This is a genomic window from Citrobacter sp. Cpo015 (assembly GCF_030333035.1).
Classification (GTDB): Bacteria; Pseudomonadota; Gammaproteobacteria; order Enterobacterales; family Enterobacteriaceae; genus Citrobacter; species Citrobacter portucalensis.
The window spans coordinates 527,321-551,922 of sequence record NZ_JAOWGS010000019.1 but is presented as its reverse complement, the minus strand read 5'-3'; the positions used below and the strand labels follow the sequence as shown (position 1 = coordinate 551,922).

The 24,602-nt window shown below is 51.1% G+C and carries 23 protein-coding genes, 1 pseudogene and 1 other annotated feature; of the genes and pseudogenes, 11 read left to right on the top strand and 13 right to left on the bottom strand.

What is annotated here, in order from left to right; translation table 11 throughout:
• Positions 1 to 11: 11 nt before the first annotated feature.
• The 7 genes from OGY67_RS02640 to phsA form a co-directional block, all read right to left on the bottom strand.
• Positions 12 to 347 (bottom strand): DUF496 family protein, encoded by a 336-nt coding sequence (locus tag OGY67_RS02640; RefSeq protein ID WP_003834176.1) that lies wholly within the window; start codon positions 345 to 347, stop codon positions 12 to 14.
• 238 nt (positions 348 to 585) lie between these two features.
• A complete protein-coding gene (locus tag OGY67_RS02635; RefSeq protein WP_008785155.1) occupies positions 586 to 1,644 on the bottom strand; it encodes an FUSC family protein in 1,059 nt (352 codons plus the stop codon).
• Between the two features lie 107 nt (positions 1,645 to 1,751).
• Entirely contained in the window at positions 1,752 to 2,219 is a 468-nt protein-coding gene (gene sbmC, locus OGY67_RS02630) for a DNA gyrase inhibitor SbmC (protein WP_008785156.1), read from the bottom strand.
• Between the two features lie 123 nt (positions 2,220 to 2,342).
• The gene (gene dacD, locus OGY67_RS02625; protein WP_286573389.1) at positions 2,343 to 3,515 is read right to left on the bottom strand and encodes a serine-type D-Ala-D-Ala carboxypeptidase DacD; all 1,173 of its coding nucleotides are present in this window, start codon (positions 3,513 to 3,515) and stop codon (positions 2,343 to 2,345) included.
• 139 nt (positions 3,516 to 3,654) lie between these two features.
• Entirely contained in the window at positions 3,655 to 4,422 is a 768-nt protein-coding gene (gene phsC / locus OGY67_RS02620) for a thiosulfate reductase cytochrome B subunit (RefSeq protein WP_213752967.1), read from the bottom strand.
• The gene (phsB, locus tag OGY67_RS02615; RefSeq protein ID WP_003834185.1) at positions 4,419 to 4,997 is read right to left on the bottom strand and encodes a thiosulfate reductase electron transport protein PhsB; all 579 of its coding nucleotides are present in this window, start codon (positions 4,995 to 4,997) and stop codon (positions 4,419 to 4,421) included. The genes phsC and phsB overlap by 4 nt, the downstream gene beginning before the upstream one ends.
• 14 nt (positions 4,998 to 5,011) lie before the next feature.
• Positions 5,012 to 7,285, bottom strand: a complete 2,274-nt coding sequence (gene phsA / locus OGY67_RS02610) for a thiosulfate reductase PhsA (protein ID WP_008785159.1) — start codon at positions 7,283 to 7,285, stop codon at positions 5,012 to 5,014.
• Between the two features lie 399 nt (positions 7,286 to 7,684).
• Between phsA and sbcB the strand changes: the two genes are divergently transcribed.
• Entirely contained in the window at positions 7,685 to 9,109 is a 1,425-nt protein-coding gene (gene sbcB / locus OGY67_RS02605; RefSeq protein ID WP_234692095.1) for an exodeoxyribonuclease I, read from the top strand.
• A 58-nt stretch (positions 9,110 to 9,167) separates the two neighbouring features.
• On the opposite strand, the gene plaP is transcribed toward sbcB, so the two are convergent.
• The 4 genes and pseudogenes from plaP to OGY67_RS02590 form a co-directional block, all read right to left on the bottom strand.
• The gene (gene plaP / locus OGY67_RS02600) at positions 9,168 to 10,529 is read right to left on the bottom strand and encodes a putrescine/proton symporter PlaP (RefSeq protein WP_003834188.1); all 1,362 of its coding nucleotides are present in this window, start codon (positions 10,527 to 10,529) and stop codon (positions 9,168 to 9,170) included.
• On the bottom strand, positions 10,519 to 10,581 hold the full coding sequence (gene yoeI / locus OGY67_RS23685; protein WP_099045591.1) for a membrane protein YoeI: 63 nt from the start codon (positions 10,579 to 10,581) through the stop codon (positions 10,519 to 10,521). Before yoeI ends, plaP begins: the two co-directional genes overlap by 11 nt.
• 162 nt (positions 10,582 to 10,743) lie before the next feature.
• A pseudogene (locus OGY67_RS02595) lies at positions 10,744 to 11,728 on the bottom strand (LysR family transcriptional regulator).
• A gap of 41 nt (positions 11,729 to 11,769) precedes the next feature.
• Positions 11,770 to 12,594 carry an SDR family oxidoreductase gene (locus OGY67_RS02590; RefSeq protein ID WP_008785162.1) on the bottom strand — a complete coding sequence of 275 codons (825 nt, stop codon included), beginning with the start codon at positions 12,592 to 12,594 and terminating at the stop codon, positions 11,770 to 11,772.
• A gap of 174 nt (positions 12,595 to 12,768) precedes the next feature.
• On the opposite strand from OGY67_RS02590, the gene hisL reads away from it, so the two are divergent.
• The 9 genes from hisL (at position 12,769) to hisIE (ending at position 20,121) form a co-directional block, all read left to right on the top strand.
• Positions 12,769 to 12,816, top strand: coding sequence for a his operon leader peptide (gene hisL, locus OGY67_RS02585; RefSeq protein WP_100250077.1), 48 nt, complete (start codon positions 12,769 to 12,771; stop codon positions 12,814 to 12,816).
• Positions 12,792 to 12,914 (top strand) — a sequence feature (His leader region). It overlaps the preceding gene by 25 nt.
• Before the next feature lie 45 nt (positions 12,915 to 12,959).
• Positions 12,960 to 13,859: an ATP phosphoribosyltransferase gene (gene hisG, locus OGY67_RS02580; RefSeq protein WP_003834191.1), complete on the top strand. Its 900-nt coding sequence runs from the start codon at positions 12,960 to 12,962 to the stop codon at positions 13,857 to 13,859.
• 127 nt (positions 13,860 to 13,986) lie between these two features.
• Complete coding sequence (gene hisD / locus OGY67_RS02575; protein WP_286573382.1) at positions 13,987 to 15,291, top strand: histidinol dehydrogenase; 1,305 nt, start codon at positions 13,987 to 13,989, stop codon at positions 15,289 to 15,291.
• Complete coding sequence (gene hisC, locus OGY67_RS02570; protein ID WP_286573380.1) at positions 15,288 to 16,367, top strand: histidinol-phosphate transaminase; 1,080 nt, start codon at positions 15,288 to 15,290, stop codon at positions 16,365 to 16,367. Before hisD ends, hisC begins: the two co-directional genes overlap by 4 nt.
• Positions 16,364 to 17,431: a bifunctional histidinol-phosphatase/imidazoleglycerol-phosphate dehydratase HisB gene (gene hisB, locus OGY67_RS02565; RefSeq protein ID WP_032943910.1), complete on the top strand. Its 1,068-nt coding sequence runs from the start codon at positions 16,364 to 16,366 to the stop codon at positions 17,429 to 17,431. Before hisC ends, hisB begins: the two co-directional genes overlap by 4 nt.
• Positions 17,431 to 18,021 carry an imidazole glycerol phosphate synthase subunit HisH gene (gene hisH, locus OGY67_RS02560; RefSeq protein WP_001103544.1) on the top strand — a complete coding sequence of 197 codons (591 nt, stop codon included), beginning with the start codon at positions 17,431 to 17,433 and terminating at the stop codon, positions 18,019 to 18,021. The genes hisB and hisH overlap by 1 nt, the downstream gene beginning before the upstream one ends.
• Positions 18,021 to 18,758, top strand: a complete 738-nt coding sequence (gene hisA, locus OGY67_RS02555; RefSeq protein WP_008785166.1) for a 1-(5-phosphoribosyl)-5-[(5-phosphoribosylamino)methylideneamino]imidazole-4-carboxamide isomerase — start codon at positions 18,021 to 18,023, stop codon at positions 18,756 to 18,758. Before hisH ends, hisA begins: the two co-directional genes overlap by 1 nt.
• Positions 18,740 to 19,516 (top strand): imidazole glycerol phosphate synthase subunit HisF, encoded by a 777-nt coding sequence (gene hisF, locus OGY67_RS02550; protein ID WP_234692098.1) that lies wholly within the window; start codon positions 18,740 to 18,742, stop codon positions 19,514 to 19,516. Before hisA ends, hisF begins: the two co-directional genes overlap by 19 nt.
• Positions 19,510 to 20,121, top strand: coding sequence for a bifunctional phosphoribosyl-AMP cyclohydrolase/phosphoribosyl-ATP diphosphatase HisIE (gene hisIE, locus OGY67_RS02545; RefSeq protein WP_000956425.1), 612 nt, complete (start codon positions 19,510 to 19,512; stop codon positions 20,119 to 20,121). Before hisF ends, hisIE begins: the two co-directional genes overlap by 7 nt.
• Positions 20,122 to 20,176: 55 nt before the next feature.
• Here the strand turns inward: hisIE and wzzB are convergent, their stop codons facing one another.
• Positions 20,177 to 21,160, bottom strand: coding sequence for an LPS O-antigen chain length determinant protein WzzB (gene wzzB, locus OGY67_RS02540; protein ID WP_234692099.1), 984 nt, complete (start codon positions 21,158 to 21,160; stop codon positions 20,177 to 20,179).
• Positions 21,161 to 21,559: 399 nt separating this feature from the next.
• On the opposite strand from wzzB, the gene OGY67_RS02535 reads away from it, so the two are divergent.
• Positions 21,560 to 22,564 carry an NAD-dependent epimerase gene (locus OGY67_RS02535; protein WP_234692100.1) on the top strand — a complete coding sequence of 335 codons (1,005 nt, stop codon included), beginning with the start codon at positions 21,560 to 21,562 and terminating at the stop codon, positions 22,562 to 22,564.
• Between the two features lie 59 nt (positions 22,565 to 22,623).
• On the opposite strand, the gene ugd is transcribed toward OGY67_RS02535, so the two are convergent.
• On the bottom strand, positions 22,624 to 23,790 hold the full coding sequence (ugd, locus tag OGY67_RS02530) for a UDP-glucose 6-dehydrogenase (protein ID WP_048215977.1): 1,167 nt from the start codon (positions 23,788 to 23,790) through the stop codon (positions 22,624 to 22,626).
• Positions 23,791 to 24,602: the final 812 nt, after the last annotated feature.

The window sequence follows — 24,602 nt, the reverse complement described above, 5'->3', positions numbered from 1 at the left end:
GCATAAAATCGTTACTCGGCTTTCGCTTCGCCGTTTTTCACTTCGCCCATCGCTTTCAGCTTTTTAGAGATGTCGCGGCGCTCTTTAGAGATCTCAGCGTTTTTGATGATGTAATCATCAACACGATCTTCATAATCGCTTTTCATGCTGGCGATAATGCCCTGAATCGCTTCCACGCTCATTCCAGGCTTGATGTAGTCGCTCAGGTTGTCCAGCAGCAGAACACGTTTCTGGTTGTCACGGATCTTTTTCTCAACGTCCTGGATTTCACGTTGCAGTTTGTTTTTACGACGGAACAGACGAACAAATTCCAGCACGTCCTGGAAAGAAGGCTTGGTAGTTTCCATTTTTACACCCCTGATAATGTGAGATTCGGATTCGTTAAAACAACGGCTAAAGTGGGTCAACATTACTTTCATGCCCGCCATACTTCAAGTTGCATCTGCATCGACCATGCATGGTTGAAACCTGAATTATCGAGGGTAAAGCCATTGCAGTTACCAATGGTTTTAGCCTTTTTCAGTATCATACCTCTAATCGTTGCTGAATCGAAGCAGCAGTAGAACCAATCCCCTCATCTGCTCTTTATTTGCGCAGCGCGCGACAGATCAAATGAGAGAGCAACTCCAGCTGTCGCGCCATTTCCATATTTAGCCAAACGTAGCCGTGAATGGGCGTTTCAGCGACATTATCGCCCTTATGCTCAGCAATAAGCTGACGTAACTCCACCACGGTGTCATTGAGTTTTTCCGTATTGGCAAGCACCGGTTGTGGATTACCTTCATACAATGCGTGGGTTATCGTCAGTAGCGCCTGTTGTGTCCTGAGCTGTGTTTCACGCAAAGTATGCGCATTCAACATAACAAAGTGGCTGGTACGGCTGGCCCAGAGCGCATTGATTTGCAGCTCAAGCATGCAGACCAGGTTGCGATTAACCGTCTGAATAGCTTCAAAGATTGATTTTTGAATGCGGGTTTCTTTGCTGGCAGGAACGATGAGCCCACGCATTTTGACAACATCGCTTAAAAGCTGTTGTAAATGCTTTTCCAGTCGCGGTTGCTCCAGCAGGTTGGGAGATAGCGCAGCCTGATACACCCGATTGTACCCCGTTACGCAATGCGCCAACTGAATTCGCCAGTGTATAAATGCCCGCTGCGGCCAGATACCGGTAAACAGCATTGCCAGTAATGAACCCAGAATAACATCGCCGCCGCGCCATAACGCTGTGTTCATATCACCAGCGGGGGCGCCCACAACGACCGCAAGCGTTATACCAATCAGCAACGCCTGATACGGCTTTTTACCCAGTGCCAGCCAGCCGCAGAGAAACATCGCTACCGCGCACCATATCAGCATTAGCGGAAGTGAAAAGAGCTCCAGACGAAGAGCCACCAGCCCAAGTACCGAACCCAGAATTGTCCCGCCAATACGCTCAAACGCTCTGGGGACAACGTTCCCCCAAAAGGAAATAGGCCCCATAATTACCACCAACGTAATCAGAGGCCATGTACCTTCAGGAATGTTCAACAGGCGAACCAACAGAAAAGTAAAAAGAAACGCCAGCGCAATGCGAACACCATGCACCACACGATAATGACGATACAAACGAATTTCAAAAGGACTCAGTGACTTATCTGCACGCACTCATGCACTCCGTCAGGGAATTGCAAAGAACAGAATTGTACCTGTTTTTTGAGTGAAAACATCACCCTGATGACCAGGACATTCATCCTGATTTACACCAAAAACAGTTACTTCGACTGTACCGGCACGTACATTTCAATGTCCCAGTAGCCGTCCTCCATGCCATTGTTCATATAAACTTCAAAGCAAGGTTTAGCGGCTATCGCATACGTCGAATCCTGCAGCAGGCGCTCAAAGAACTGATACCACGGCGTCGCGAAGTCATGATTTTCAACGCGCGCAACGGCGATAGCATAGTCGCCCCCCGCCAGTTCGGTCTGGATCACCCCTTCGCTGTTTTCTGGGATCTCAAAACCTTCAGGCACAGACACCACGGTATCACAACGCAGTTTTTCCGCCGGAACAACGTCAGGATTGTCGTAATAAACGGCTATCCATTCCAGCGGTACGATCTGCTTACCGTCGACCCACATCATTAACTGCTCGAAACCCTGCTTTACCGTTTGTTCCCACGGTCCAACCATATGGAAACCGGCAATTATGCGTTTCTCAACCTGCTTTATCTCGTACTCCATATAACCTCCGTTATTACACTGTATTTATATACAGTGTAATTTTTAGGTATGACGGCCACAAGGAATCAGTGATTATTATGTGAGCAGATTCGCACTCTTGCCAGTCAGGCACATCAGGAAAAACTACGCCTTGTGGTGGAAGTAATCGCTCAAACGCGAGAAGACACCGCCTTCGTTGACAGACTCCAGCGTAACCAGAGGCCAGTGCGCCACCAGTTTATCCCGATCGTAGAGTTCAATTTCCCCCACACGTTGATGGGCAGCAATGGGGGCAACCAGTTCTTTCTTATCAAGAACATATTTTGCCTTGATATTAGCGACTTCGGCTTTAGGCAGGGCCATCCAGAAATCCTGCTCTGTGCCAAGGCTAATTTTTTCTTTATCGCCGTACCAGATCCGTTCAATACCAACCTGCTTACCGCTACGTAATACCTGCACGGTATCGAAGTTCTGTTGTCCCCATTGCAGCAGTTTTCGCGCCTGGTCTTCACGCCCTTTCGCACTCTCCGCCCCCATCACAACCGCAATCAGGCGGCGCTGACCATCAACAGCTGAAGCAATCAGATTGAATCCAGCGCCGGAGGTATGCCCAGTCTTCAGACCGTCGACGTTCATGGTTTTATCCCACAACAAACCGTTACGGTTTTGCTGCGTAATTCCGTTCCAGGTAAGGCTTTTTTCACTGTACATATGGTAGAAATCCGGCTCTCCATGGATGATAGCTCTCGACAGCACGGCCAGATCGTATGCTGAGCTGTGCTGACCTGGCGCATCCAGACCATGTACCGTTTCAAAATGCGTGTCCCGCAAGTTCAGCTTTTGCACATAGCTGTTCATCATCGCGACAAACTGCGGCTGCCCTCCGGCGATGTAATCCGCCAGCGCCACGCAGGCATCATTACCGGAATCAACAATTAGCCCGCGACTCAGGTCGCGCACAGAAACGCGATCACCTTCTTTCAGGAACATTATGGATGAACCGACGAATACCGGATTATCTTTCGCCCAGGCATCGCGCCCTACGGTGACAATATCTGTCGGACTAATACGCTTGCTGTCGATTGCGCGATCGACAACATATCCGGTCATCAGCTTGGTCAGGCTGGCAGGGTTGCGCTGCTGGTGTTCATTTCCGGCTGTCAGGATTTGGCCCGTGGTGTAATCCATTAATACCCACGCACCGGCATTAATTGCTGGAGGCTGTGGAGCGAAACTGGCGACGTCGGTCGCGTACGCGGGCGAAAAACTCATCGCAAATAGTGAAGCGGCAATAAACAAACGGCGTTTCAACAGCATGTCCTCAGGAAATGGAGAAATAGCCGTTCTTTTTACGGAAGTTCTGGCGAACAAACATGGATAAATTGCAAGAAAATGTGACATAAGGCACATTTTCTTGCTGTAAGGAAAGGATTTCAGATATCGACCGCGTCTGACGTTACCCTTTGCGCGGTGCTGTCTCTGCGTGATGGCTGCGATGACGATGATAGCCATCTATCATGCTGCGGAAAATTTGCCCCGGTGTGTCACCCAGCGTGCACAGGTAAATATGTGCACAGATGAACAGTAAGCCGACAATCGCCAACACCATATGCAGCACCAGCATCACAGGCCCAGCCCCTACCACCTGCGGGTAGAGGCATAACAACCCGGTGATGATTAGCAGCGGAATCAGCGCATACATGATGGCCAGATAAGCCAGCTGTTGTAGCGGGTTAAATTTACTCTCTGCCGTTGCGGCAAACGGGTGTGGTTCACCCTTCATGATGCCATACAGATAAAAGCGCGTTTGCAACAAGCAGCGTGATATCAACCCGTTAAACTTCACCCGGTAATGACAACCGTTGCCGCTGGTTGCGTTGATTAGCACAAAACCAACCCAGAAGGCCAACAAGGCGAAACCGCACCAGGTATGTACCTGCACCATCAATGCCACCGGTCCGACAGAGAAGTGACCAAACAGGCCACTCAGCAAAAGCAGGATAAAAAGCAGCGCATTACCCCAGTGCCAGCGGCGGACTGCCAGAGAATAAAGGTAATCCCGGTGCTCTTCTCCGGTTGCCGTCTTGGGTGCCAGCATCCGACGTAACAGCGCGTGCATAACCAGGCCCGCAATCATCAGCACAACAACAACGCCTGCATAAATGAGCCACAGCGGCCAGTAGTCCGGCGCATAGTTAAGCTCTGCTCCCCAGATAGAATTCATGCTTTACCCTCCTGATGGATCTCTTTACGCCGATAAACACTCACCGGGCCGCTACGCGTATCCTGCTGGCGATAAACCTCTTTTTGATTTATCCAATGCTGAATTTCCGGGTCGTCACGACGACCAAATTTCAGCGCATCCGTCGGACAAACGGAAACGCAGGCGGGTGATTGACCGCTCTCGAGTCGGGTATCTGCGCAGAAGTTACATTTGTCGGCAATTCCCGTTTGCGGATTGAGATAACGGACATGGAACGGGCAAGCGGCAACGCAGTAGTCACAGCCAATACAGCGAGACTTATCCACTTGCACAATGCCATTTTCGTCGCGAAATGATGCACCGGTCGGACAAACGCTGACGCAAGGCGCATCTTCACAATGCTGACAGGAAACGCGAACAAACTGGAAGTGGGACAGTACCTCGGGTTCATGTTCGGGTGAACGGATCTGCACCTGTAGACGGCTAAATCCCTCTGGCACATCATTCAGAACTTTGCAGGCAACCGTGCATGCCTGACAGCCGATACAGCGTTTCTCGTCGTGCAGCATGACATAAGGGTTTGTAGATTGATTCATGATGTTCTCCTTTCTCATGCCCGACGAAGAGTAACGCCAGCGGTGTGGACCACCGTACCGGAAACCGGACTGGTAACATGCGGAAGCAAATTACCGCAATGGATACCGTGCGTTGTCGCTGCGGTTTTGGCTCCCGCCTTGGCGCCAAATCCCATATAAACAAACAGCGTATCGGGCCGAATTCCGGCGGTGACCAGCGCTTTGCCTTTTTCCTTGCCGGTCGCATTTTCCAGCCAGATGTCATCACCGCTTTTGATGCCTTTTTCACGGGCCGTTTGCGGGTGGATCCACACCGCGTTATCCCACATCAACTCGCTAAGCAGTGGCACGTATTGCGTCGCACCGTTGGTATGAACCGCCACTTTTCCCTGGATAAAATAGAGTTCACTGTCGCCTTTAAGCGCAAAATTGCGCGCGCGCGGAATACCATAGCCAGGCAGGAGCGTTTCCAGCTCTTCGGAATAGAGTTCGATTTTTCCTGACGGAGATTTAAAGCGCAGTTGCTCGCCATAGGTACCGTCGCTGTCAACCGCCACCGCGCCCGGATAGCGTTCCACAAACTGACGCACCGCTTCAGGTTCACGCAGCAGCAACGGAACACCCCACTCCCGATACCCTTTCTGACGCAATTCAGCAGATAGCGCATGATCGCCATTAAGCTGGTATAACTGACGCGTTTGCATATCCTGCCATGGGTAGAATTGGCCAAGGCCTAACTGCACGGCCAGCTCTTTCCAGATTTGCCAGCTCGGACGCGCATCACCAATAGGTTCTACTACCTGCTGACGCAGGGCATAGGCTGGATTCAGACCCGACATGTCTGAAACTTCTTCATCGCGCTCAAGATAAGTACATTCAGGCAAAAGGTAGTCGGCATACGCCGCGCTTTCGCTTAGGTAGACATCACAACTGACCACAAGGTCGAGCTGTTCAACGGTTTTGACCAGATCTGGTCGACAGGTTACGGTTTGGAAAGGGTTGTGTCGGGACATAATCCATCCCTTCACCGGATAAGGCGTCTGGTTTAACACAGCATCAATGATGCTTTGCACCACACCACCGCCCGCCGCGATGTACTTAAACTGCGGGGCTACCAGATCGATACGCTGCGCCGTTGGCTTGGGTAATTTGACATCGGGTTTTGCCAGCACCGGAGCGACCTTCTCTCCAGCCAGCTTATTGTAAGTTGCCGCCGCTTTTTTCTGATACAAACCGCCTTCACGCTCAATATTGCCAAGCAGCACATTGAGGGTAAAAATCATGCGCCGCATATCAATTTCTTCTTGCGAAAACGTCGCGCGATGGCCCGGACTGACGATGGCATGAGGCGCGCAGGCGGCCATTTCGCGGGTGACCCGAACAATGACATCAGCAGGCACATCCGCGAGCTGCTGCGCCCATTCCGGCGTGGTCTCTTGTACCGCTTCTGCCAGTTGCTCAAACCCCGTGGTGTAGCGCGCAACAAAGTCCGCGTCATACAGATTTTCATTGATCATGACGTGACACATGGCCATCAGCACCGGTAAATCGCCGCCCGGCTTGAGCGCATGCCATTCATCCGCCTTGCTGGAGAATACGGACAGACGGGGATCGAAGCTGACCATCTTCGCCCCCTTCTCCTGCGCGGTCATCAGCTCATGCGTATCAGCAACCTCGATCCCTTCATAGAGGTTATGGCCAAAAGAGACCATATAACGGGTATTGGCGATATCCATGGCTAAATCGCCACCCATCATAACTTTAGCGGCAATGGCTTTACCGGCAGGACACGTTGATGCGTGAGTAAAGGTATTCGGTGACCCGAAAGCCGTCGCGAGGTGAAATAAATGGCCAGACAGCGAGCCAGATTTAGACGAGAAGACGACTCCCTGGGGACCATATTGCGTTTTTATTGCCGTCATTTTTTCGGCGATTTCTTTATACGCCTGTTCCCAGCTAATAACCTGCCAGTCACCGCTCCCGCGAGGTCCTGTGCGTTTCATGGGTTTAACAATGCGATGAGGGTCGTTGACCAGGCTAACGCCGCTGCCGCCGCGAGCGCAGACACGTGTCCCCTGCTGTGGCGCATTAGGGTTTCCCTGAATAAAAACCGTTTTATTATTAATCACCTGAGCCTGAATTGGGCAGCGAAAAGAACACATCTCGCACAAACTTGGCGTCAGGGATGTTTTCCCTTTGATACTCTCAGGAGAATTTCGCGCCAGTGCCCCAGGCGGGAAACTGCCTATCGCACAGGCTGAACAGCCTATACCCACTCCTCGCAAAAAATTACGCCGACTAATGCTCATATAACCTCCTGTTATTAGATATATCCAATAATTATATGGCGTTTAGATTATTTATTTTTTACATCAATCACATTTCATTACAATGTATGACAGCGAATTGACATAAATAAAAACCCATTGTTTATAAAAGATTTTTAAAGTTTCCAGAACACAGTAAATAAAAGGGAAATAACAATAATGGTTATCAGTTAGATTATTTACAAACCCGCAACCTCAAGATATTTTATTTCCGTAATTTATTTTAACAGTGCGGAATTTATTAATTAATTCCATTAACGTCCTGTTTATCTCAATTTTATTGCGTACACAATCCAGCTTCGATAATGCCATAGCTGATTATCTCGCTATTTTTTGGTATTCTTGAACCAGCGCTAAATTGATCCCGGACATAACTGAACAATGAATGACGGCAAGCAGCAACCTGGTTTTCTCTTCCACGATTACGAGACCTTTGGTACCCATCCGGCGCTGGACAGACCCGCGCAATTTGCGGCTATACGCACAGATAATGATTTCAACATCATCGGTGAACCAGAAGTCTTTTATTGCAAACCCGCGGACGATTATCTGCCGCAGCCTGAGGCGGTGTTGATTACGGGTATCACACCGCAGGAAGCACGTGAAAAGGGAGAAAATGAAGCCGCTTTTGCTGCACGCATCCACGCCCTGTTCACCGTGCCGGAAACCTGTATCCTGGGCTATAACAACGTGCGCTTCGATGATGAGGTGACGCGCAACATCCTGTATCGCAATTTCTACGATCCCTATGCCTGGAGCTGGCAGAACGATAATTCGCGCTGGGATCTGCTGGATGTGATGCGCGCCTGCTATGCCCTGCGCCCTGAAGGCATTAACTGGCCGGAAAACGACGACGGCTTACCCAGCTTCCGCCTGGAGCATTTGACCAAAGCCAACGGTATTGAGCATACCAACGCTCACGATGCGATGGCGGACGTATACGCCACAATCGCAATGGCGCAATTAGTGAAGTCGCGCCAGCCGCGTCTGTTTGATTACCTCTACAGCCATCGTAATAAGCACAAGCTGGCCGCGCTGATTGATGTCCCGCAAATGAAACCGCTGGTCCATGTCTCTGGTATGTTCGGCGCATGGCGCGGAAACACCAGTTGGGTAGCGCCGTTGGCGTGGCATCCGGAGAATCGTAACGCGGTTATTATGGTCGACTTAGCCGGTGATATTTCGCCGCTGCTCGAACTCGACAGTGACGCCCTGCGCGAGCGGCTTTACACGTCTAAAGCGGATCTGGGTGATAACCCGGCCGTACCGGTTAAACTGGTGCACATCAACAAATGTCCGGTACTGGCACAGGCGAATACCCTGCGTCCGGAAGATGCCGACCGTCTTGGCATTAACCGCCAGCATTGTCTGGATAATCTCAAAGTTCTGCGCGAAAATCCGCAAATACGCGACAAAGTGGTCGCGATCTTTGCCGATGCGGAACCCTTTACACCATCAGATAACGTGGATGCCCAACTGTACAACGGCTTTTTCAGCGATGCTGACCGTGCGGCGATGAAAATCGTTCTGGAAACCGAACCGCGCAATTTACCGGCACTGGATATCTCCTTCGTCGATAAGCGCATTGAAAAACTGCTGTTTAATTACCGTGCACGTAACTTCCCGGGAACGCTGGACGAAGCTGAGCAGCAGCGCTGGCTGGACCATCGTCGCCAGGTATTCACACCGGAGTTTTTGCAAAATTACGCCAATGAATTGCAGCTTTTGAGCCAGCAATATGCGGATAACAAAGAAAAGTTGATGCTGCTGAAATCACTCTGGCAGTATGCCGAAGAGATTGTATAAATCCCACGTATAAAAAAACGGAGAACATGTCTCCGTTTTTTTTAGTTAAATACTGTTATTACGCGACATCTTCGTCGTACTGCGGTACCGGATTGCGGAAGCTTTTGGTCACACAAGCCAGGTAAATCAGACCGATACCAGCCCAGATCAGACCCAGAACCATTGAGCTCTCTTCCAGGTTCACCCACAGCGCACCAACGGTCAGCGCGCCGCACATCGGCAGGAACAGATACTGGAAGTGGTCTTTCAGCGTCTTGTTACGCTTCTCACGGATCCAGAACTGGGAGATCACCGACAGGTTAACGAAGGTAAACGCCACCAGCGCACCAAAGTTAATCAGCGCCGTCGCCATCACCAAGTCGAAATTGATTGCCAGCAGAGCAATCGCACCAACCAGAATGATGTTCATAGACGGAGTACGCCATTTCGGGTGTACATAGCCGAAGAAACTTTTCGGGAACACGCCGTCACGCCCCATTACGTACATCAGACGCGCTACGCCTGCATGCGCCGCCATACCGGACGCCAGTACGGTAATGGTAGAGAAAATCAGCGCGCCAACCTGGAAGAATTTACCGGCGACGTACAGCATGATTTCCGGCTGTGAAGCGTCTGGATCCTTGAAGCGCGAGATATCCGGGAAGTACAGCTGCAACAGATAGGTGGAGACGATAAAGATCAGGCCACCAATCAGCGCAGTCAGGAAAATCGCACGCGGGATCACGCGCTCAGCGTCTTTGGTTTCTTCTGACAGGTTGCTGATACCGTCAAAACCGGTGAACGAGAAGCACAGGATCGTAGCGCCCGTGATCATCGGGATCACGTGTGCATCACCTGACCAGAACGGACGGCTGCTCGCCAATGTACCAGCACCTTCCCCTTCGAACACGCCATAAACGACCATGCCGAGGATCACTGCAATCAACACCACCTGCAACAACACGATTACGGTGTTGAAATTCGCAACGGATTTAAGGCTGCGCAGGTTAAAGGCGGTCATAAAGGCCACCAGCGCCACCACGAATATCCATGACGGTATCGACGGCACCAGGGCTTCAAAATAAATTTTTGCCAACAGAATGTTGATCATCGGAGCGAACAGGTAGTCCAGCAGTGATGACCAACCCACCATAAAGCCAACGGTCGGGCTAATGGATTTCTGGGCGTAAGTGTAGGCAGAGCCTGCAGACGGATAGCGACGCACCAGTTTACCGTAGCTCAGTGCGGTAAAGAGGATGGCGATCAGTGCAAAGGCGTAAGCTGTCGGGACGTGACCATCGGTCATTCCTGATACGATACCGAATGTATCGAACAGCGTCATCGGCTGCATATAGGCAAGGCCCATCATGACAACCGGAACCAGCGTAAGCGTTTTACGTAATTCCACGCGAGAGGTGTTTGGAGTAGCGTTATGCGACATGGTTATCCCCCATTACGGCGAAAACCGTCGCGTAAGCAAAAAATTGCCCCATTTTTTGTTAATCCTCAGCGACAACAACTGTCGATTTTTAAGTAAGTATCTATCCGGTACGAAGCCCGGCCTCTTTTATGAATGATTGGTTTGATGCAAAAAAATAACCGACGCGTATTAAAACGTCGGTTAATGTCATTTTTTGCAAGCGGCGTATTTTGCCCTAAATTGGGGAGAAATAACAAGAGATTGAAGCGACCACAAAAGAATATTTTTTCTTAACTGATTGATTTGTCAGCAGCCGTTTTAACATACACCCCCGCAATAGCACTATTTGCTAAAATTTCATCCCGCCACCAGGCACTGGCCAACCCGGCGGTCTGTTCATTCCAGCCTATCCACACGGGTTCAAAGACAATTTGCGCGACCACTTTTTTCTCAATCAGTGCGCCGCTCTCCAGAAATCGCTGCGCCAGGTAGCGCGGAATATAGCCACATCCCAGACCACTGATTTGCAGTTCCAGCTTGGTTTTGAAGTCAAAAACGGTAATGGCTTCCTGATCGTCCAGCACCTGGGAACCTGAGACGTTGGCATGCTGCGCATTGTCGCCCACCACAATGGCGCGAAAACGGCGAATGGTACGACGATTTAACGGTTCCTGTTCCTGCGCCAGCGGGTGATGCGGCGCAACCACAAACACCTGTTCCAAAACCCCGAGCCTTGCAAAGCCAAATTCACTCGCAGCAGGGGGTTCATGCATGGCGCCAACGATAATATCCGCCCGGCCCTGAGTGAGGGCATCCCAGGAGCCGCCCAGCACGCCATTGATAAATTTCAGGCGCGTCACGCTGTGGTGTTGATAGAAAGACTCGATGAGTGGGGCCAGCAGTGAAAAGGGAAACGTATCATCTACGCCAATAACCAGTTCATTCTCCCAGCCTTCGTGAAGTTTAATCGCCTGCTTTTCAAGTTCGCGGACGGTGTGCAGCACCTCCCGCCCCTTTTCCAGCAGCATCTGCCCGGTGCGGGTGAACTTAGCCCGGTGTCCGCTGCGATCGAGTAGCTGAATATTAAGATCGCTTTCCAGCTTATGGACGGTGTAGCTAAGCGCAGACGGCGTCTTAAACAATTTTGCCGACGCCGCCGCGAAACTGCCCTCTTTTTCTAATGCATCGAGGATGATAAGAACGTCCAGCAGTGGTTTCATACTCGCCCCCTGGCGGTATACAGCGGCACTCTGCTGGATTGTCACTCCATCGGCATCACCAGCGGGTCAGGATACTGGTACTCAAACCCAAGCTCATTACAAATACGGTTGCCATCAATGACTTTACCTTTACCGTTATCCGTACCGCCGCGAAATTCCGGCGGCTCCATCCCCAACTGGCGGGCCATCTGCGGATAGAACACGTTACGCGCTGGATGCATAGGCGCACATATATTATAGATGTGTCCCCCTTTAGGCGCTTGCAGCAGTAACGTGATGGCAGAAACCACATCGTCCAGATGCACCAGATTGACGCCATGATGTCCGTCAGGTGCCGTCTTGCCAGCGAAGAAGCGACCAGGATGTCTTCCCGGACCGACCAACCCGGCCAGACGCAAAATATCCACCGATGTGCCTGGCAAATTGTGCAACCAGTCTTCAAGTTCTTTCAGGACACGACCGCTCGCCGTGACCGGATTACGCGGCGTCCCCTCTTTCACTGTGCCTTGAACGTCACCATAGACTGACGTCGAACTGGTAAAAATAATTCGTGGGATCCGATACGCCAGCGCGCTGTCGACCAGCTCCTGCATGGCCTGCAAGTAAAATGCTTCCCCAGGACCGCTACGACGCGCAGGCAGCGTAATAACCAGCGCATCGGCGTCCATCAGTGCGTCGAGATCGTCAGCCTCACAGACCAGTTCAGGTTCCAGGCGCAGCGAATAACTCTCGATACCGCTCATGCGGGCCGCTTCCACCCCATCCAATGTGGTTTTGCTGCCGGTAACCTGCCAGCCTCTCGCCGCCAGCGACATGGCTAACGGCATGCCTAACCAACCTAACCCGACAATTGCGACCTTTTTCATGCCTTCTCTCCTGACTTTTGGCCTATAACGCAAGGCTACGCCAGCCCACGGTGGCTGACAATTCATAGTATCAATATGAAATGAATTAATGATCAAAAAAAGCCCTTGCTTTCCGTAGCTAAAGTGGTTTAGGTTAAAAGACATCATATGAATAAACATTCATCGAGAAAATTTATGACACGCGCTCAATTCAAACACCATCATCACCATCATCCTGACTAGTCTTTCAGGCGATGTGTGCTGGGAGACGTTTAAATCTTCCAGCGGTGCATGAGCGTATGAGAAAGCCCCCGGAAGATTTCTTCCGGGGGCTTTTTTTTGTGCGTGACCCAAACTGATTCAGACAGGATAACGAGGAATAAAGAATGTTAGACAACACCCGTTTACGCATAGCTATGCAGAAATCAGGCCGCTTAAGCGATGATTCACGCGAATTACTGGCCCGTTGCGGCATTAAAATTAATCTTCACACCCAGCGCCTGATTGCGATGGCGGAGAACATGCCGATCGATATTCTGCGCGTGCGTGATGACGATATCCCGGGCCTGGTGATGGATGGTGTCGTTGATCTCGGCATCATCGGGGAAAACGTTCTGGAAGAGGAACTGCTCAACCGCCGGGCACAGGGTGAAGACCCTCGCTATTTTACTCTGCGCCGTCTGGACTTCGGCGGCTGCCGTCTCTCGCTGGCTACCCCGGTTGATGAAGCCTGGGATGGCCCGGCAGCGCTGAACGGTAAACGTATCGCGACCTCTTACCCACACCTGCTCAAACGTTATCTCGATCAGAAAGGAGTTTCGTTTAAATCTTGTCTGTTAAACGGCTCAGTAGAAGTCGCTCCCCGTGCGGGTCTGGCTGATGCGATTTGCGATCTGGTGTCCACCGGCGCAACGCTTGAAGCCAACGGTCTGCGCGAAGTAGAAGTGATCTACCGCTCTAAAGCCTGTCTGATTCAGCGCGACGGCGAAATGGCCGAAGCCAAGCAACAACTGATCGACAAACTGCTAACCCGTATCCAGGGGGTTATTCAGGCCCGTGAATCCAAATACATCATGATGCACGCGCCGAGCGAGCGTCTGGACGAGGTCATCGCCCTGCTGCCCGGTGCTGAGCGCCCTACCATTCTGCCTCTGGCGGGCGACCAGCAGCGTGTTGCCATGCACATGGTCAGCAGCGAAACCCTGTTCTGGGAAACAATGGAAAAACTGAAAGCGCTCGGTGCCAGCTCAATTCTGGTGTTGCCGATTGAGAAGATGATGGAGTGATCTGATGCCTGATGGCGCTTCGCTTATCAGGTCTACAAGAATTGTCACAATTATTGATATTACGGGTCTTGTAGGCCGGATAAGGCAGCGCCGCCATCCGGCAACACCCGATGATGGAGTAACGACCATGAGCTTCAATACCCTGATTGACTGGAATAGCTGTAGCCCCGAGCAGCAGCGCGAACTGCTGATGCGCCCGGCAATTTCCGCCTCTGAAAGCATCAGCCGTACGGTGGCTGAGATCCTTGAGAACGTCAAAAATAACGGCGACCGGGCGCTGCGTGAATACAGCGCGAAGTTTGATAAAACCGAGGTTGGCGCGCTGCGCGTCACCGAGGAAGAAATCCAGCAAGCCAGCAGTCGCCTGAGCGACGAACTGAAACAAGCCATGCAGGCGGCGGTGCGTAATATTGATACTTTCCACAGAGCGCAAATTCTACCGCCGGTGGATATCGAAACCCAGCCGGGCGTACGCTGCCAGCAGGTTACCCGCCCTATCGCTTCCGTGGGCCTGTATATTCCTGGAGGTTCGGCACCGCTGTTTTCCACCGTATTAATGCTGGCGACCCCGGCGCGCATCGCCGGTTGCAAAAAAGTGGTGCTGTGCTCACCGCCGCCAATTGCCGATGAAATCCTCTACGCCGCGCAGTTGTGTGGCGTAAAAGAGGTGTTTAATGTGGGCGGTGCGCAAGCCATTGCCGCGCTGGCGCTGGGCACCGAATCTATTCCTAAGGTCGATAAAATCTTCGGGCCGGGCAATGCGTATGTGACCGAAGCCAAACGCCAGGTCAGCCAGCGTCTTGACGGCGCGGCCATCGACATGCCTGCTGGCCCGTCCGAAGTGCTGGTTATCGCCGACAGCGGTGCGACGCCGGACTTTGTTGCCTCTGACCTGCTATCTCAGGCAGAACACGGCCCCGACTCGCAGGTTATCCTTCTGACGCCAGACGCTACGCTTGCCGAAGGCGTTGCCAAAGCCGTTGAACGCCAGCTTGCTGAGCTTTCCCGCGCTGAGACCGCACGTCAGGCACTCTCCTCCAGCCGCTTAATCGTGGCGAAAGATCTGGCGCAGTGCGTTGAAATATCTAACGCCTACGGTCCGGAACACCTGATTATTCAGACCCGCAACGCGCGTGAACTGGTTGATGAGATCACCAGCGCCGGTTCGGTGTTCCTCGGCGACTGGTCGCCGGAATCCGCAGGCGACTATGCTTCTGGCACCAACCACGTTCTTCCGACCTACGGCTATACCGCGACCTGCTCAAGCCTTGGACTGGCTGATTTCCAGAAACGGATGACCGTACAGGAATTAACCCCACAAGGTTTCTCTGCCCTGGCCTCAACCATTGAAACACTGGCCGCTGCTGAACGACTGACTGCCCACAAAAATGCCGTCACCCTGCGCGTTAACGCCCTGAAGGAGCAAGCATGAGCACTGACAACTTTCTCAGCGTCACTGATTTAGCCCGTAAGAATGTTCGCGAATTAACGCCCTATCAGTCTGCCCGTCGTCTCGGCGGTAGCGGAGATGTCTGGCTCAACGCGAATGAATACCCCACCGCCGTTGAGTTCCAGCTCACTCAGCAAACGCTGAACCGCTACCCGGAATGTCAGCCGAAAGCGGTGATTGAAAATTACGCGCAGTATGCTGGCGTCAAGCCGGAGCAGGTGCTGGTCAGCCGCGGCGCAGATGAAGGGATCGAACTGCTGGTGCGCGCGTTTTGCGAACCCGGTAAAGATGCGATTCTGTACTGCCCGCCGACTTATGGCATGTACAGCGTCAGCGCCGAAACGATTGGCGTTGAGTGCCGCACCGTTCCAACACTCGACGACTGGCAACTGGATTTGCAAGGCATCGCGGACAAGCTTGATGGCGTGAAGGTAGTCTACGTATGCAGCCCTAATAACCCAACCGGCCAGCTGATTAACCCGCAGGATCTGCGTTCACTGCTCGACATGACGCAGGGTAAAGCTATTGTGGTCGCTGATGAGGCCTATATTGAGTTTTGCCCGCAGGCCACGCTGGCAGGCTGGCTGTCTGAGTATCCGCATCTGGTGATATTACGCACGTTGTCCAAAGCGTTTGCGCTCGCCGGTTTACGCTGCGGGTTTACGCTGGCGAATGAAGAGGTTATCAATCTGCTGTTAAAAGTGATTGCCCCTTACCCGCTCTCTACGCCGGTGGCAGATATCGCCGCCCAGGCGCTGACGCCGCAAGGGATTTCCGCCATGCGTAAACGCGTAGAGCAGATCCTGGAAGAGCGTCAGTATCTGGTGGAGAACCTGAAAACAATTCGCTGTGTAGAGCAGGTATTCGATTCTGAAACCAACTATGTTCTGGCGCGCTTCACCGCATCAAGTAGCGTATTTAAATCTTTGTGGGATCAGGGCATTATCTTACGAGATCAGAATAAACAACCTTCGTTAAGCGGCTGCCTGCGAATTACTGTCGGAACCCGTGAAGAGAGCCAGCGCGTCATTGACGCCTTACGTGCGGAGCAAGTATGAGCCAGAAGTATCTTTTTATTGACCGTGATGGAACCCTGATTTCCGAACCGCCAAGTGACTTTCAGGTCGATCGCTTTGACAAACTTGCCTTCGAGCCGGAAGTTGTTCCCGTTTTGCTGAAACTGCAAAAAGCAGGTTTTAAGCTGGTTATGATCACTAACCAGGATGGACTCGGAACCCAGAGTTTCCCGCAGGCTGATTTTGACGGTCCGCATAACCTGATGATGCAAATTTTCACTTCTCAGGGCGTGACGTTTGATGAGGTATTGATCTGCCCGCACCTGCCAGCGGACGAGTGTGATTGCCGTAAGCCAAAAGTGAAGCTGGTTGAACAGTATCTGGTTGAACAGGCCATGGATATGGCGAACAGCTACGTCATTGGCGATCGGGTAACCGATATTCAGCTCGCTGAAAACATGGGCATTAGCGGATTGCGTTACCATCGCGATACCCTGAACTGGGCGATGATCGGCGAGCAGTTGACCAAACGTGACCGCTACGCACACGTTGAGCGTAATACTAAAGAAACGCAGATTGACGTCAAAGTCTGGCTGGACCGCGAAGGCCGCAGCAAAATCAATACCGGCGTTGGCTTCTTTGACCACATGCTGGATCAAATCGCCACCCACGGCGGTTTTCGCATGGAGATTGCCGTCAAGGGCGATCTGTATATAGACGATCACCACACCGTTGAAGATACCGGTCTGGCGCTGGGCGAAGCCTTAAAGCTGGCGTTAGGCGATAAACGCGGCATCAACCGTTTTGGTTTTGTGCTGCCGATGGATGAGTGTCTGGCACGTTGCGCGCTGGATATCTCCGGCCGTCCACACCTGGAGTACCGCGCGGAGTTTACCTACCAGCGCGTTGGCGATCTGAGCACGGAGATGATCGAACACTTCTTCCGTTCACTTTCTTACACTATGGGCGTCACCCTGCACCTGAAAACCAAAGGCAAAAATGACCACCACCGTGTGGAGAGCCTGTTTAAAGCCTTTGGCCGTACGCTGCGTCAGGCGATTCGTGTAGAAGGCGACACGCTGCCCTCCTCAAAAGGAGTGCTGTAATGAACGTGGTGATTCTGGACACCGGTTGCGCCAACCTGCATTCGGTAAAATCCGCCGTCGCACGCCACGGATACGATCCTGTTGTCAGTCGTGACCCGGACGTGGTGCTGCGCGCCGATAAACTATTTCTGCCGGGCGTAGGCACCGCGCAGGCGGCTATGGACCAGTTGCACGAGCGCGAACTGATTGAACTGATTAAAGCCTGTACGCAACCGGTACTGGGGATCTGTTTAGGTATGCAACTGCTGGGCCGCCGCAGCGAAGAGAGTAACGGTGTCTCCCTACTGGGCATTATTGAGCAGGACGTCCCGAAGATGACCGATTTCGGTCTGCCGCTGCCGCATATGGGCTGGAATCGCGTCTATCCGCAGGCGGGAAATCGACTGTTCCAGGGCATTGAAGATGGTGCGTATTTCTACTTTGTACACAGCTACGCTATGCCGGTAAACCCGTGGACCATCGCCCAGTGCAATTACGGCGAACCGTTTACCGCGGCAGTACAAAAGGACAATTTCTTTGGCGTACAGTTTCACCCGGAACGTTCGGGCGCGGCTGGGGCACAGTTGCTGAAAAACTTTCTGGAGATGTAATGATTATTCCGGCATTAGATTTAATCGACGGCACGGTGGTGCGTCTTCATCAGGGCGATTACGCTAAGCAACGTGATTACGGTAACGATCCTCTCCCCCGTTTGCAGGATTATGCAGCCCAGGGGGCTGAAGTGCTGCACCTGGTAGATTTAACCGGCGCGAAAGACCCGGCACAGCGCCAGATCCCGCTGATCAAAACGCTGGTCGCTGGCGTCAATGTTCCGGTACAGGTTGGCGGCGGCGTGCGTACGGAAGCAGACGTGGCGGCGCTTCTTGACGCAGGTGTGGCGCGCGTGGTGGTGGGTTCGACGGCGGTAAAATCCCCCGAGATAGTCAAAAGCTGGTTTGCCCGTTTTGGTGCCGACGCACTGGTGCTGGCGCTGGACGTTCGTATTGACGAGCACGGGAATAAACAGGTTGCGGTCAGTGGCTGGCAGGAAGATTCAGGGGTTTCACTGGAAGAACTGGTTGAGACCTATTTACCCGTCGGCCTGAAGCACGTGCTGTGCACCGATATCTCCCGCGACGGTACGCTGGCAGGCTCAAACGTCGCGCTGTATGAAGAAGTATGCGCCAAATACCCGCAGGTGGCGTTTCAGTCATCTGGCGGCATTGGCGGAATCGAGGACGTAGCGGCCCTGCGCGGGACCGGAGTTCGCGGCGTGATCGTCGGACGAGCCCTGCTGGAAGGAAAGTTCACCGTTGAGGAGGCCATTCAATGCTGGCAAAACGCATAATTCCTTGTCTGGACGTCCGTGATGGGCAGGTGGTAAAAGGCGTCCAGTTCCGTAATCACGAGATTATTGGCGACATTGTCCCGCTGGCAAAACGCTATGCCGATGAAGGCGCAGATGAACTGGTGTTCTACGATATCACCGCTTCCAGCGATGGACGCGTAGTGGATAAAAGCTGGGTATCACGCGTGGCGGAAGTGATCGATATTCCGTTCTGTGTTGCCGGTGGCATTAAATCCATCGACGATGCGGCGCGCATTCTCTCCTTCGGGGCGGACAAAATCTCCATCAACTCCCCGGCGCTGGCCGAACCGGAACTTATCACCCGTCTGGCGGACCGCTTCGGCGTGCAGTGCATCGTGGTGGGCATTGATACCTGGTATGACGCCGAAACCGGCAAATATCATGTAAATCAGTATACCGGAGATGAAAGTCGTACCCGCGTCACGCAGTGGGAAACACTGGACTGGGTGCAGGAGGTCCAAAAACGCGGCGCGGGCGAAATCGTCCTGAACATGATGAACCAGGACGGCGTTCGTAACGGTTATGACCTGGAGCAGTTGAAAAAAGTGCGCGACGTCTGCCACGTCCCGCTGATTGCCTCCGGCGGTGCGGGCACCATGGAACACTTCCTCGAAGCCATCCGGGATGCCGACGTTGACGGCGCGCTTGCCGCCTCCGTCTTCCACAAACAAATTATCAATATTGGCGAATTAAAAGCGTACCTGGCAACACAGGGCGTGGAGATCAGGATATGTTAACGAAGCAACAATGCCGCGAGCTGGACTGGGAAAAAACCGACGGACTGATGCCAGTCATCGTGCAGCATGCGGTTTCCGGTGAAGTATTGATGCTGGGGTATATGAACCCGGAGGCGCTGGATAAAACGCTCGAAAGCGGCAAAGTGACCTTTTTCTCGCGGACCAAGCAGCGCCTGTGGACCAAAGGAGAAACCTCCGGTCACTTCCTGAATGTGGTGAGCATTGCGCCTGACTGCGACAACGACACCCTGCTGGTGCTGGTTAACCCGATTGGCCCAACCTGCCATAAAGGCACCTCAAGCTGCTTTGGCGACGCCAGCCACCAGTGGCTGTTTTTGTATCAGCTTGAACAACTGCTGGCCGAACGTAAAACCGCTGACCCAGCCAGCTCCTACACCGCGAAACTGTATGCCAGCGGCACCAAACGCATCGCACAGAAAGTGGGTGAAGAAGGCGTAGAAACCGCGCTGGCCGCGACGGTGAACGACCGTTTTGAGCTGACAAATGAAGCCTCTGATCTGATGTATCACCTGCTGGTGCTGCTGCAAGACCAGGACCTCGACCTGACGACGGTGATTGAGAATTTACGTAAGCGTCATCAGTAATCTGCAGACGTAAAAAAACCGGGCAGAGCCCGGTTTTTTGTTGTCAGCTTTAGACTTACTCAGCTTTGGCTTTGTAACCACGCAGAGCATTTCGCCCCAGCACCACACCGGCACCAATCATCCCACCGAGCAGAACTGCCAGTACGAGGGTAATCGCTTTTTTCGGGCTGTCACGACGAATTGGTAACGTTGGTTTCATCACATAGCGGTAGGCGTGTAACTCAGCCCCTTCAAACTTAAGATTTTCAATATCCAAAAGCTTTTGCTTGGTCTGGAAGTAGTTATCAGACAATATCAAAGGACGTGTAGATTCGTGCTCAATCATGGACTTCAGGGCATCACTACCCAACAGGAACATACTGTCCTGTGTCACATCCTGCGTCTGCTGAATTTGCGGCTTAGTCACCCCGGCCTGCTCTGCATAACGCAGCGCTTCCTGAATTTGCTTAATTCGCAGATCTTTTTGCTCCTGCGCGACCACTTCCTGAGTTTTCAAAGAGTCCTGAATCGTGGTTGTTTGCAACTTGATATTATCAACCAGGTCAAGCTCCAGCTCTTTAGCAACCTTTTCATCTGTTTGTTGAATGTATTCAGCCAGTTGACGCTGAGCGTCTTCTGGTGAGCCACTCACATAAGAAATCGCCAACGGCAGTGGTTGACCTTTAACAGACTGATCAATCGTCAGTTTTTCTGGTTTTTCCTGATTATCAAGCATTTCAGCCAATGCAGATAAAGAGGTGCTGAATCGCCCGATCACATTTGCCTGAAGTTCAGTGGTCTTAGGCGCACTGGCACCATACAACACATTGAGGGCGTTGTTATATGTGGCGATCTGACCAACATCCGGTTGAGTAATAATGGCTGTTGAGGTCCATTTCTCCTTAGCAACTGCCAGATAGCCCACAGCAAGCACTATGGCAATAACAATCGCGATAACGATTGTTACTTTCCCACGCCACAACTGTACCAGTAAATCAATCAGATCAATCTGTTCCGGATCGTGACTGCGCCCGGACATGTTGTTATCACTTACAGACATAGAAACCCTAGATAAGGAAAGACTTAAACTGGAATCAGTTTAGCTATAAATTGAGGTAATGCCATAGGATTAATGATAAAAAAATCAAATTGTTTCAGGGATTTTGATTGGTATTTCAATCACTACTGAAAATCGATACGATTAAACAAAAGTGTCAATACTCAAAGAACATCTTCATGCGCAAAAAACCATCAACACACAGGTTTCATGCCCGCTAATCGTTATACTTTACAATTCATTTTATTGAATTCATATCGTGAATACTTACCGTCTGACCAGTAAAAATGGTAGGCGTAAATAATATAACAATTAGCTTTTTTACCATCTAAAGGTATCATTCCACTTTTTAGTAGCACCTGTTGGTGCCTGGCTATTATTTAGCCAAAAAGAGGAATAAACATGAAATACCTGGTTACGGGTGCCGCTGGTTTCATCGGCTTCCACGTTAGCAAACGCCTCCTTGAGGCTGGCCATCAAGTAGTCGGTATTGATAACCTGAACGATTACTACGACGTCAGCCTTAAACAAGCTCGTCTGGAATTACTAGCACAGCCTGGTTTCCTGTTTCATAAAATTGATTTAGCCGACCGCGAAGGCATGACCGATCTCTTCGCATCCGGGCATTTTGAACGTGTGATTCATCTCGCCGCACAAGCTGGTGTACGTTATTCACTCGAAAACCCGCATGCCTATGCAGACTCAAATATCACAGGCTTTCTGAACATACTGGAAGGGTGTCGCCATAATAAAATTCAGCATTTACTCTACGCATCCTCCAGTTCAGTTTACGGCCTGAATCGCAAAATGCCTTTCTCTACGGATGATTCCGTAGATCATCCCGTGTCGCTGTATGCAGCAACCAAAAAAGCCAACGAACTGATGGCCCATACTTATTCCCATTTGTACGGATTGCCCACAACCGGGTTGCGTTTCTTTACCGTGTACGGTCCTTGGGGTCGTCCTGATATGGCGCTGTTCAAGTTCACCAAAGCGATGCTAGAAGGAAAGAGTATTGACGTCTATAACTATGGCAAAATGAAGCGTGACTTTACCTATATTGATGATATCGCAGAAGCAATCATTCGCCTGCAGGATGTCATTCCACACGCAGACAGCCAATGGACCGTTGAAACAGGCACGCCAGCAGCCAGCATTGCGCCCTATCACGTCTACAATATCGGCAATAGTTCACCGGTTGAGCTAATGGACTATATCCAGGCTCTGGAAGATGCTCTGGGTATTGAAGCGAAGAAAAACATGCTACCACTACAGCCAGGTGATGTGCTGGAAACCAGCGCAGACACTCAAGCGCTGTATGAGGTAATTGGTTTTAAACCTGAAACCACGGTAAATGATGGGGTGAAGAACTTCGTTGACTGGTACCGTGATTTCTACAAAGTTTGATTACTGGCCTGATTAAAATAAAAAAGGCCTTATATAAGGCCTTTTTTATGGAGACGAGATTAATCACTACCAAACAAATCGCGGGTATAAACTTTATCGGCAACATCAGCTAATTCTGACGTCATACGGTTGGAAATAATAATATCCGCTTCATTTTTGAACGCATTAAGATCACGCACAACTCGGGAATGGAAAAATTCATCCTCTTCCATGACCGGTTCATAGATAATAACAGGCACGCCCTTGGCTTTAATGCGCTTCATAATCCCCTGAATAGAAGACGCGCGGAAGTTATCAGAGCCACTTTTCATGATCAAACGGTACACGCCAACTACCTTAGGCTTACGCGCAAGAATAGAATCTGCGATGAAGTCCTTACGCGTACGGTTCGCATCAACGATCGCGCCAATAATGTTATTCGGTACAGACGCGTAGTTCGCCAGCAACTGCTTAGTATCTTTCGGCAGACAATAGCCACCATAGCCGAATGACGGGTTGTTGTAGTGATTACCGATACGCGGATCCAGGCACACACCTTCAATAATCTGCCGTGAATTCAAGCCAAGACTTTCTGCATAGCTATCCAGCTCGTTAAAGTAAGCCACACGTAACGCCAGATAGGTGTTAGCGAACAACTTGATGGCTTCGGCTTCAGTCGAGTCGGTAAACAGCGTCGGAATGTCCTTTTTAACCGCTCCTTCCTGCAGCAGCGCGGCAAAACGCTCGGCACGTTCGGAACGTTCACCAATAACGATACGGGACGGATGCAGGTTGTCGTACAGTGCACGACCTTCACGCAGGAATTCTGGCGAAAAGAAAATATTGTCGATACCCAACTGTTCTTTAATGGAGTTCGTAAAGCCAACCGGAATCGTTGATTTAATTACCATCACCGCATTTGGGTTAATTTCGACTACATCGCGGATCACTGACTCGACGCTCGAGGTGTTAAAGTAGTTAGTTTTTGGATCGTAATCAGTCGGTGTCGCGATGATAACGTAGTCCGCGTCGCGGTAAGCATCATACTTATCGGTCGTTGCACGGAAATTCAGCTGTTTTGTCGCCAGATACTCTTCGATCTCTCTATCAACGATCGGCGATTTTTTCTGATTCAGCATCTCGACCTTCGTCGGAACGATATCCAGAGCGACCACTTCATGGTGCTGGGCAATCAGAATGCCATTGGATAAGCCGACATAACCGGTACCGGAAATTGTTATTTTCATTCGATAGTAACTTTTGTGAGTTAAACCACGGTGAAAGTCCATCGACCATCACAAGAATTAGTTTTTTAACTCTGACAACTAGTTAATGTCAAGGTTGAGTCCTGTTACCGGGAGGAGGTTAAGGCCCAATTAACGGTTTGCAATTTCAGCGATACCACAGAACCTCGGCATTTTGGGCACAAAGAAGGCCGATAATAAACTTCGGGGCTGGAAATTATGGATGATTAAATCAGATTAATCTGCAGGTAGTGATTGTATAACTAGGCGCTGTGGTTTTGAACTTTAGAACACCCATTCCCCCCCATAATCAAGTTAAAAAGTAGCATTAATCACCATGAAAATGGTGGAATGCAGTCGCTCTGGTATACAGTTCTATACTCACGATGATACCTATCCGAAGGCTTTCATACTGACACCACCAAAATGACTATGGCGTCGGTTACAGTTCTAGAACACTTCAATGTAATCGAAGATATCCATCGGCCATACTACAAATTTTATATAACTTCTTCCTGATGTGTTCTTTTCAGAGAACGACTCAGGTACAGGATTTTCCCTGCAGCGGCCCATGCTCATTCCCCTGATCTCTGCACACCATGATGTTTTTGCCACCAGACCGCAATACAAGTGCATGCAACGACAGCACTCGTAACAGTTTGGATTTCATCGTTCAGCCCACCATTTATGACTATGGCCAGATTCAATCAGTCCTGTTGATATAAGTAATATCGGTTGTCCTCACTTGATGGAGCTTCAGAGCAGTAAATTCATGCTGTAAGCAATTAGACACTATAAGTGATGGTCGAGCCGGA

Coding starts and splice junctions, on each gene's coding strand:
- OGY67_RS02640 (WP_003834176.1), bottom strand. CDS start 347: ATGGAAACTACCAAGCCTTCTTTCCAGGACGTGCTGGAATTTGTTCGT.
- sbmC (WP_008785156.1), bottom strand. CDS start 2,219: ATGGAGTACGAGATAAAGCAGGTTGAGAAACGCATAATTGCCGGTTTC.
- dacD (WP_286573389.1), bottom strand. CDS start 3,515: ATGCTGTTGAAACGCCGTTTGTTTATTGCCGCTTCACTATTTGCGATG.
- phsC (WP_213752967.1), bottom strand. CDS start 4,422: ATGAATTCTATCTGGGGAGCAGAGCTTAACTATGCGCCGGACTACTGG.
- phsB (WP_003834185.1), bottom strand. CDS start 4,997: ATGAATCAATCTACAAACCCTTATGTCATGCTGCACGACGAGAAACGC.
- phsA (WP_008785159.1), bottom strand. CDS start 7,285: ATGAGCATTAGTCGGCGTAATTTTTTGCGAGGAGTGGGTATAGGCTGT.
- sbcB (WP_234692095.1), top strand. CDS start 7,685: ATGAATGACGGCAAGCAGCAACCTGGTTTTCTCTTCCACGATTACGAG.
- plaP (WP_003834188.1), bottom strand. CDS start 10,529: ATGTCGCATAACGCTACTCCAAACACCTCTCGCGTGGAATTACGTAAA.
- OGY67_RS02590 (WP_008785162.1), bottom strand. CDS start 12,594: ATGAAAAAGGTCGCAATTGTCGGGTTAGGTTGGTTAGGCATGCCGTTA.
- hisG (WP_003834191.1), top strand. CDS start 12,960: ATGTTAGACAACACCCGTTTACGCATAGCTATGCAGAAATCAGGCCGC.
- hisD (WP_286573382.1), top strand. CDS start 13,987: ATGAGCTTCAATACCCTGATTGACTGGAATAGCTGTAGCCCCGAGCAG.
- hisC (WP_286573380.1), top strand. CDS start 15,288: ATGAGCACTGACAACTTTCTCAGCGTCACTGATTTAGCCCGTAAGAAT.
- hisB (WP_032943910.1), top strand. CDS start 16,364: ATGAGCCAGAAGTATCTTTTTATTGACCGTGATGGAACCCTGATTTCC.
- hisH (WP_001103544.1), top strand. CDS start 17,431: ATGAACGTGGTGATTCTGGACACCGGTTGCGCCAACCTGCATTCGGTA.
- hisA (WP_008785166.1), top strand. CDS start 18,021: ATGATTATTCCGGCATTAGATTTAATCGACGGCACGGTGGTGCGTCTT.
- hisF (WP_234692098.1), top strand. CDS start 18,740: ATGCTGGCAAAACGCATAATTCCTTGTCTGGACGTCCGTGATGGGCAG.
- hisIE (WP_000956425.1), top strand. CDS start 19,510: ATGTTAACGAAGCAACAATGCCGCGAGCTGGACTGGGAAAAAACCGAC.
- wzzB (WP_234692099.1), bottom strand. CDS start 21,160: ATGTCTGTAAGTGATAACAACATGTCCGGGCGCAGTCACGATCCGGAA.
- OGY67_RS02535 (WP_234692100.1), top strand. CDS start 21,560: ATGAAATACCTGGTTACGGGTGCCGCTGGTTTCATCGGCTTCCACGTT.
- ugd (WP_048215977.1), bottom strand. CDS start 23,790: ATGAAAATAACAATTTCCGGTACCGGTTATGTCGGCTTATCCAATGGC.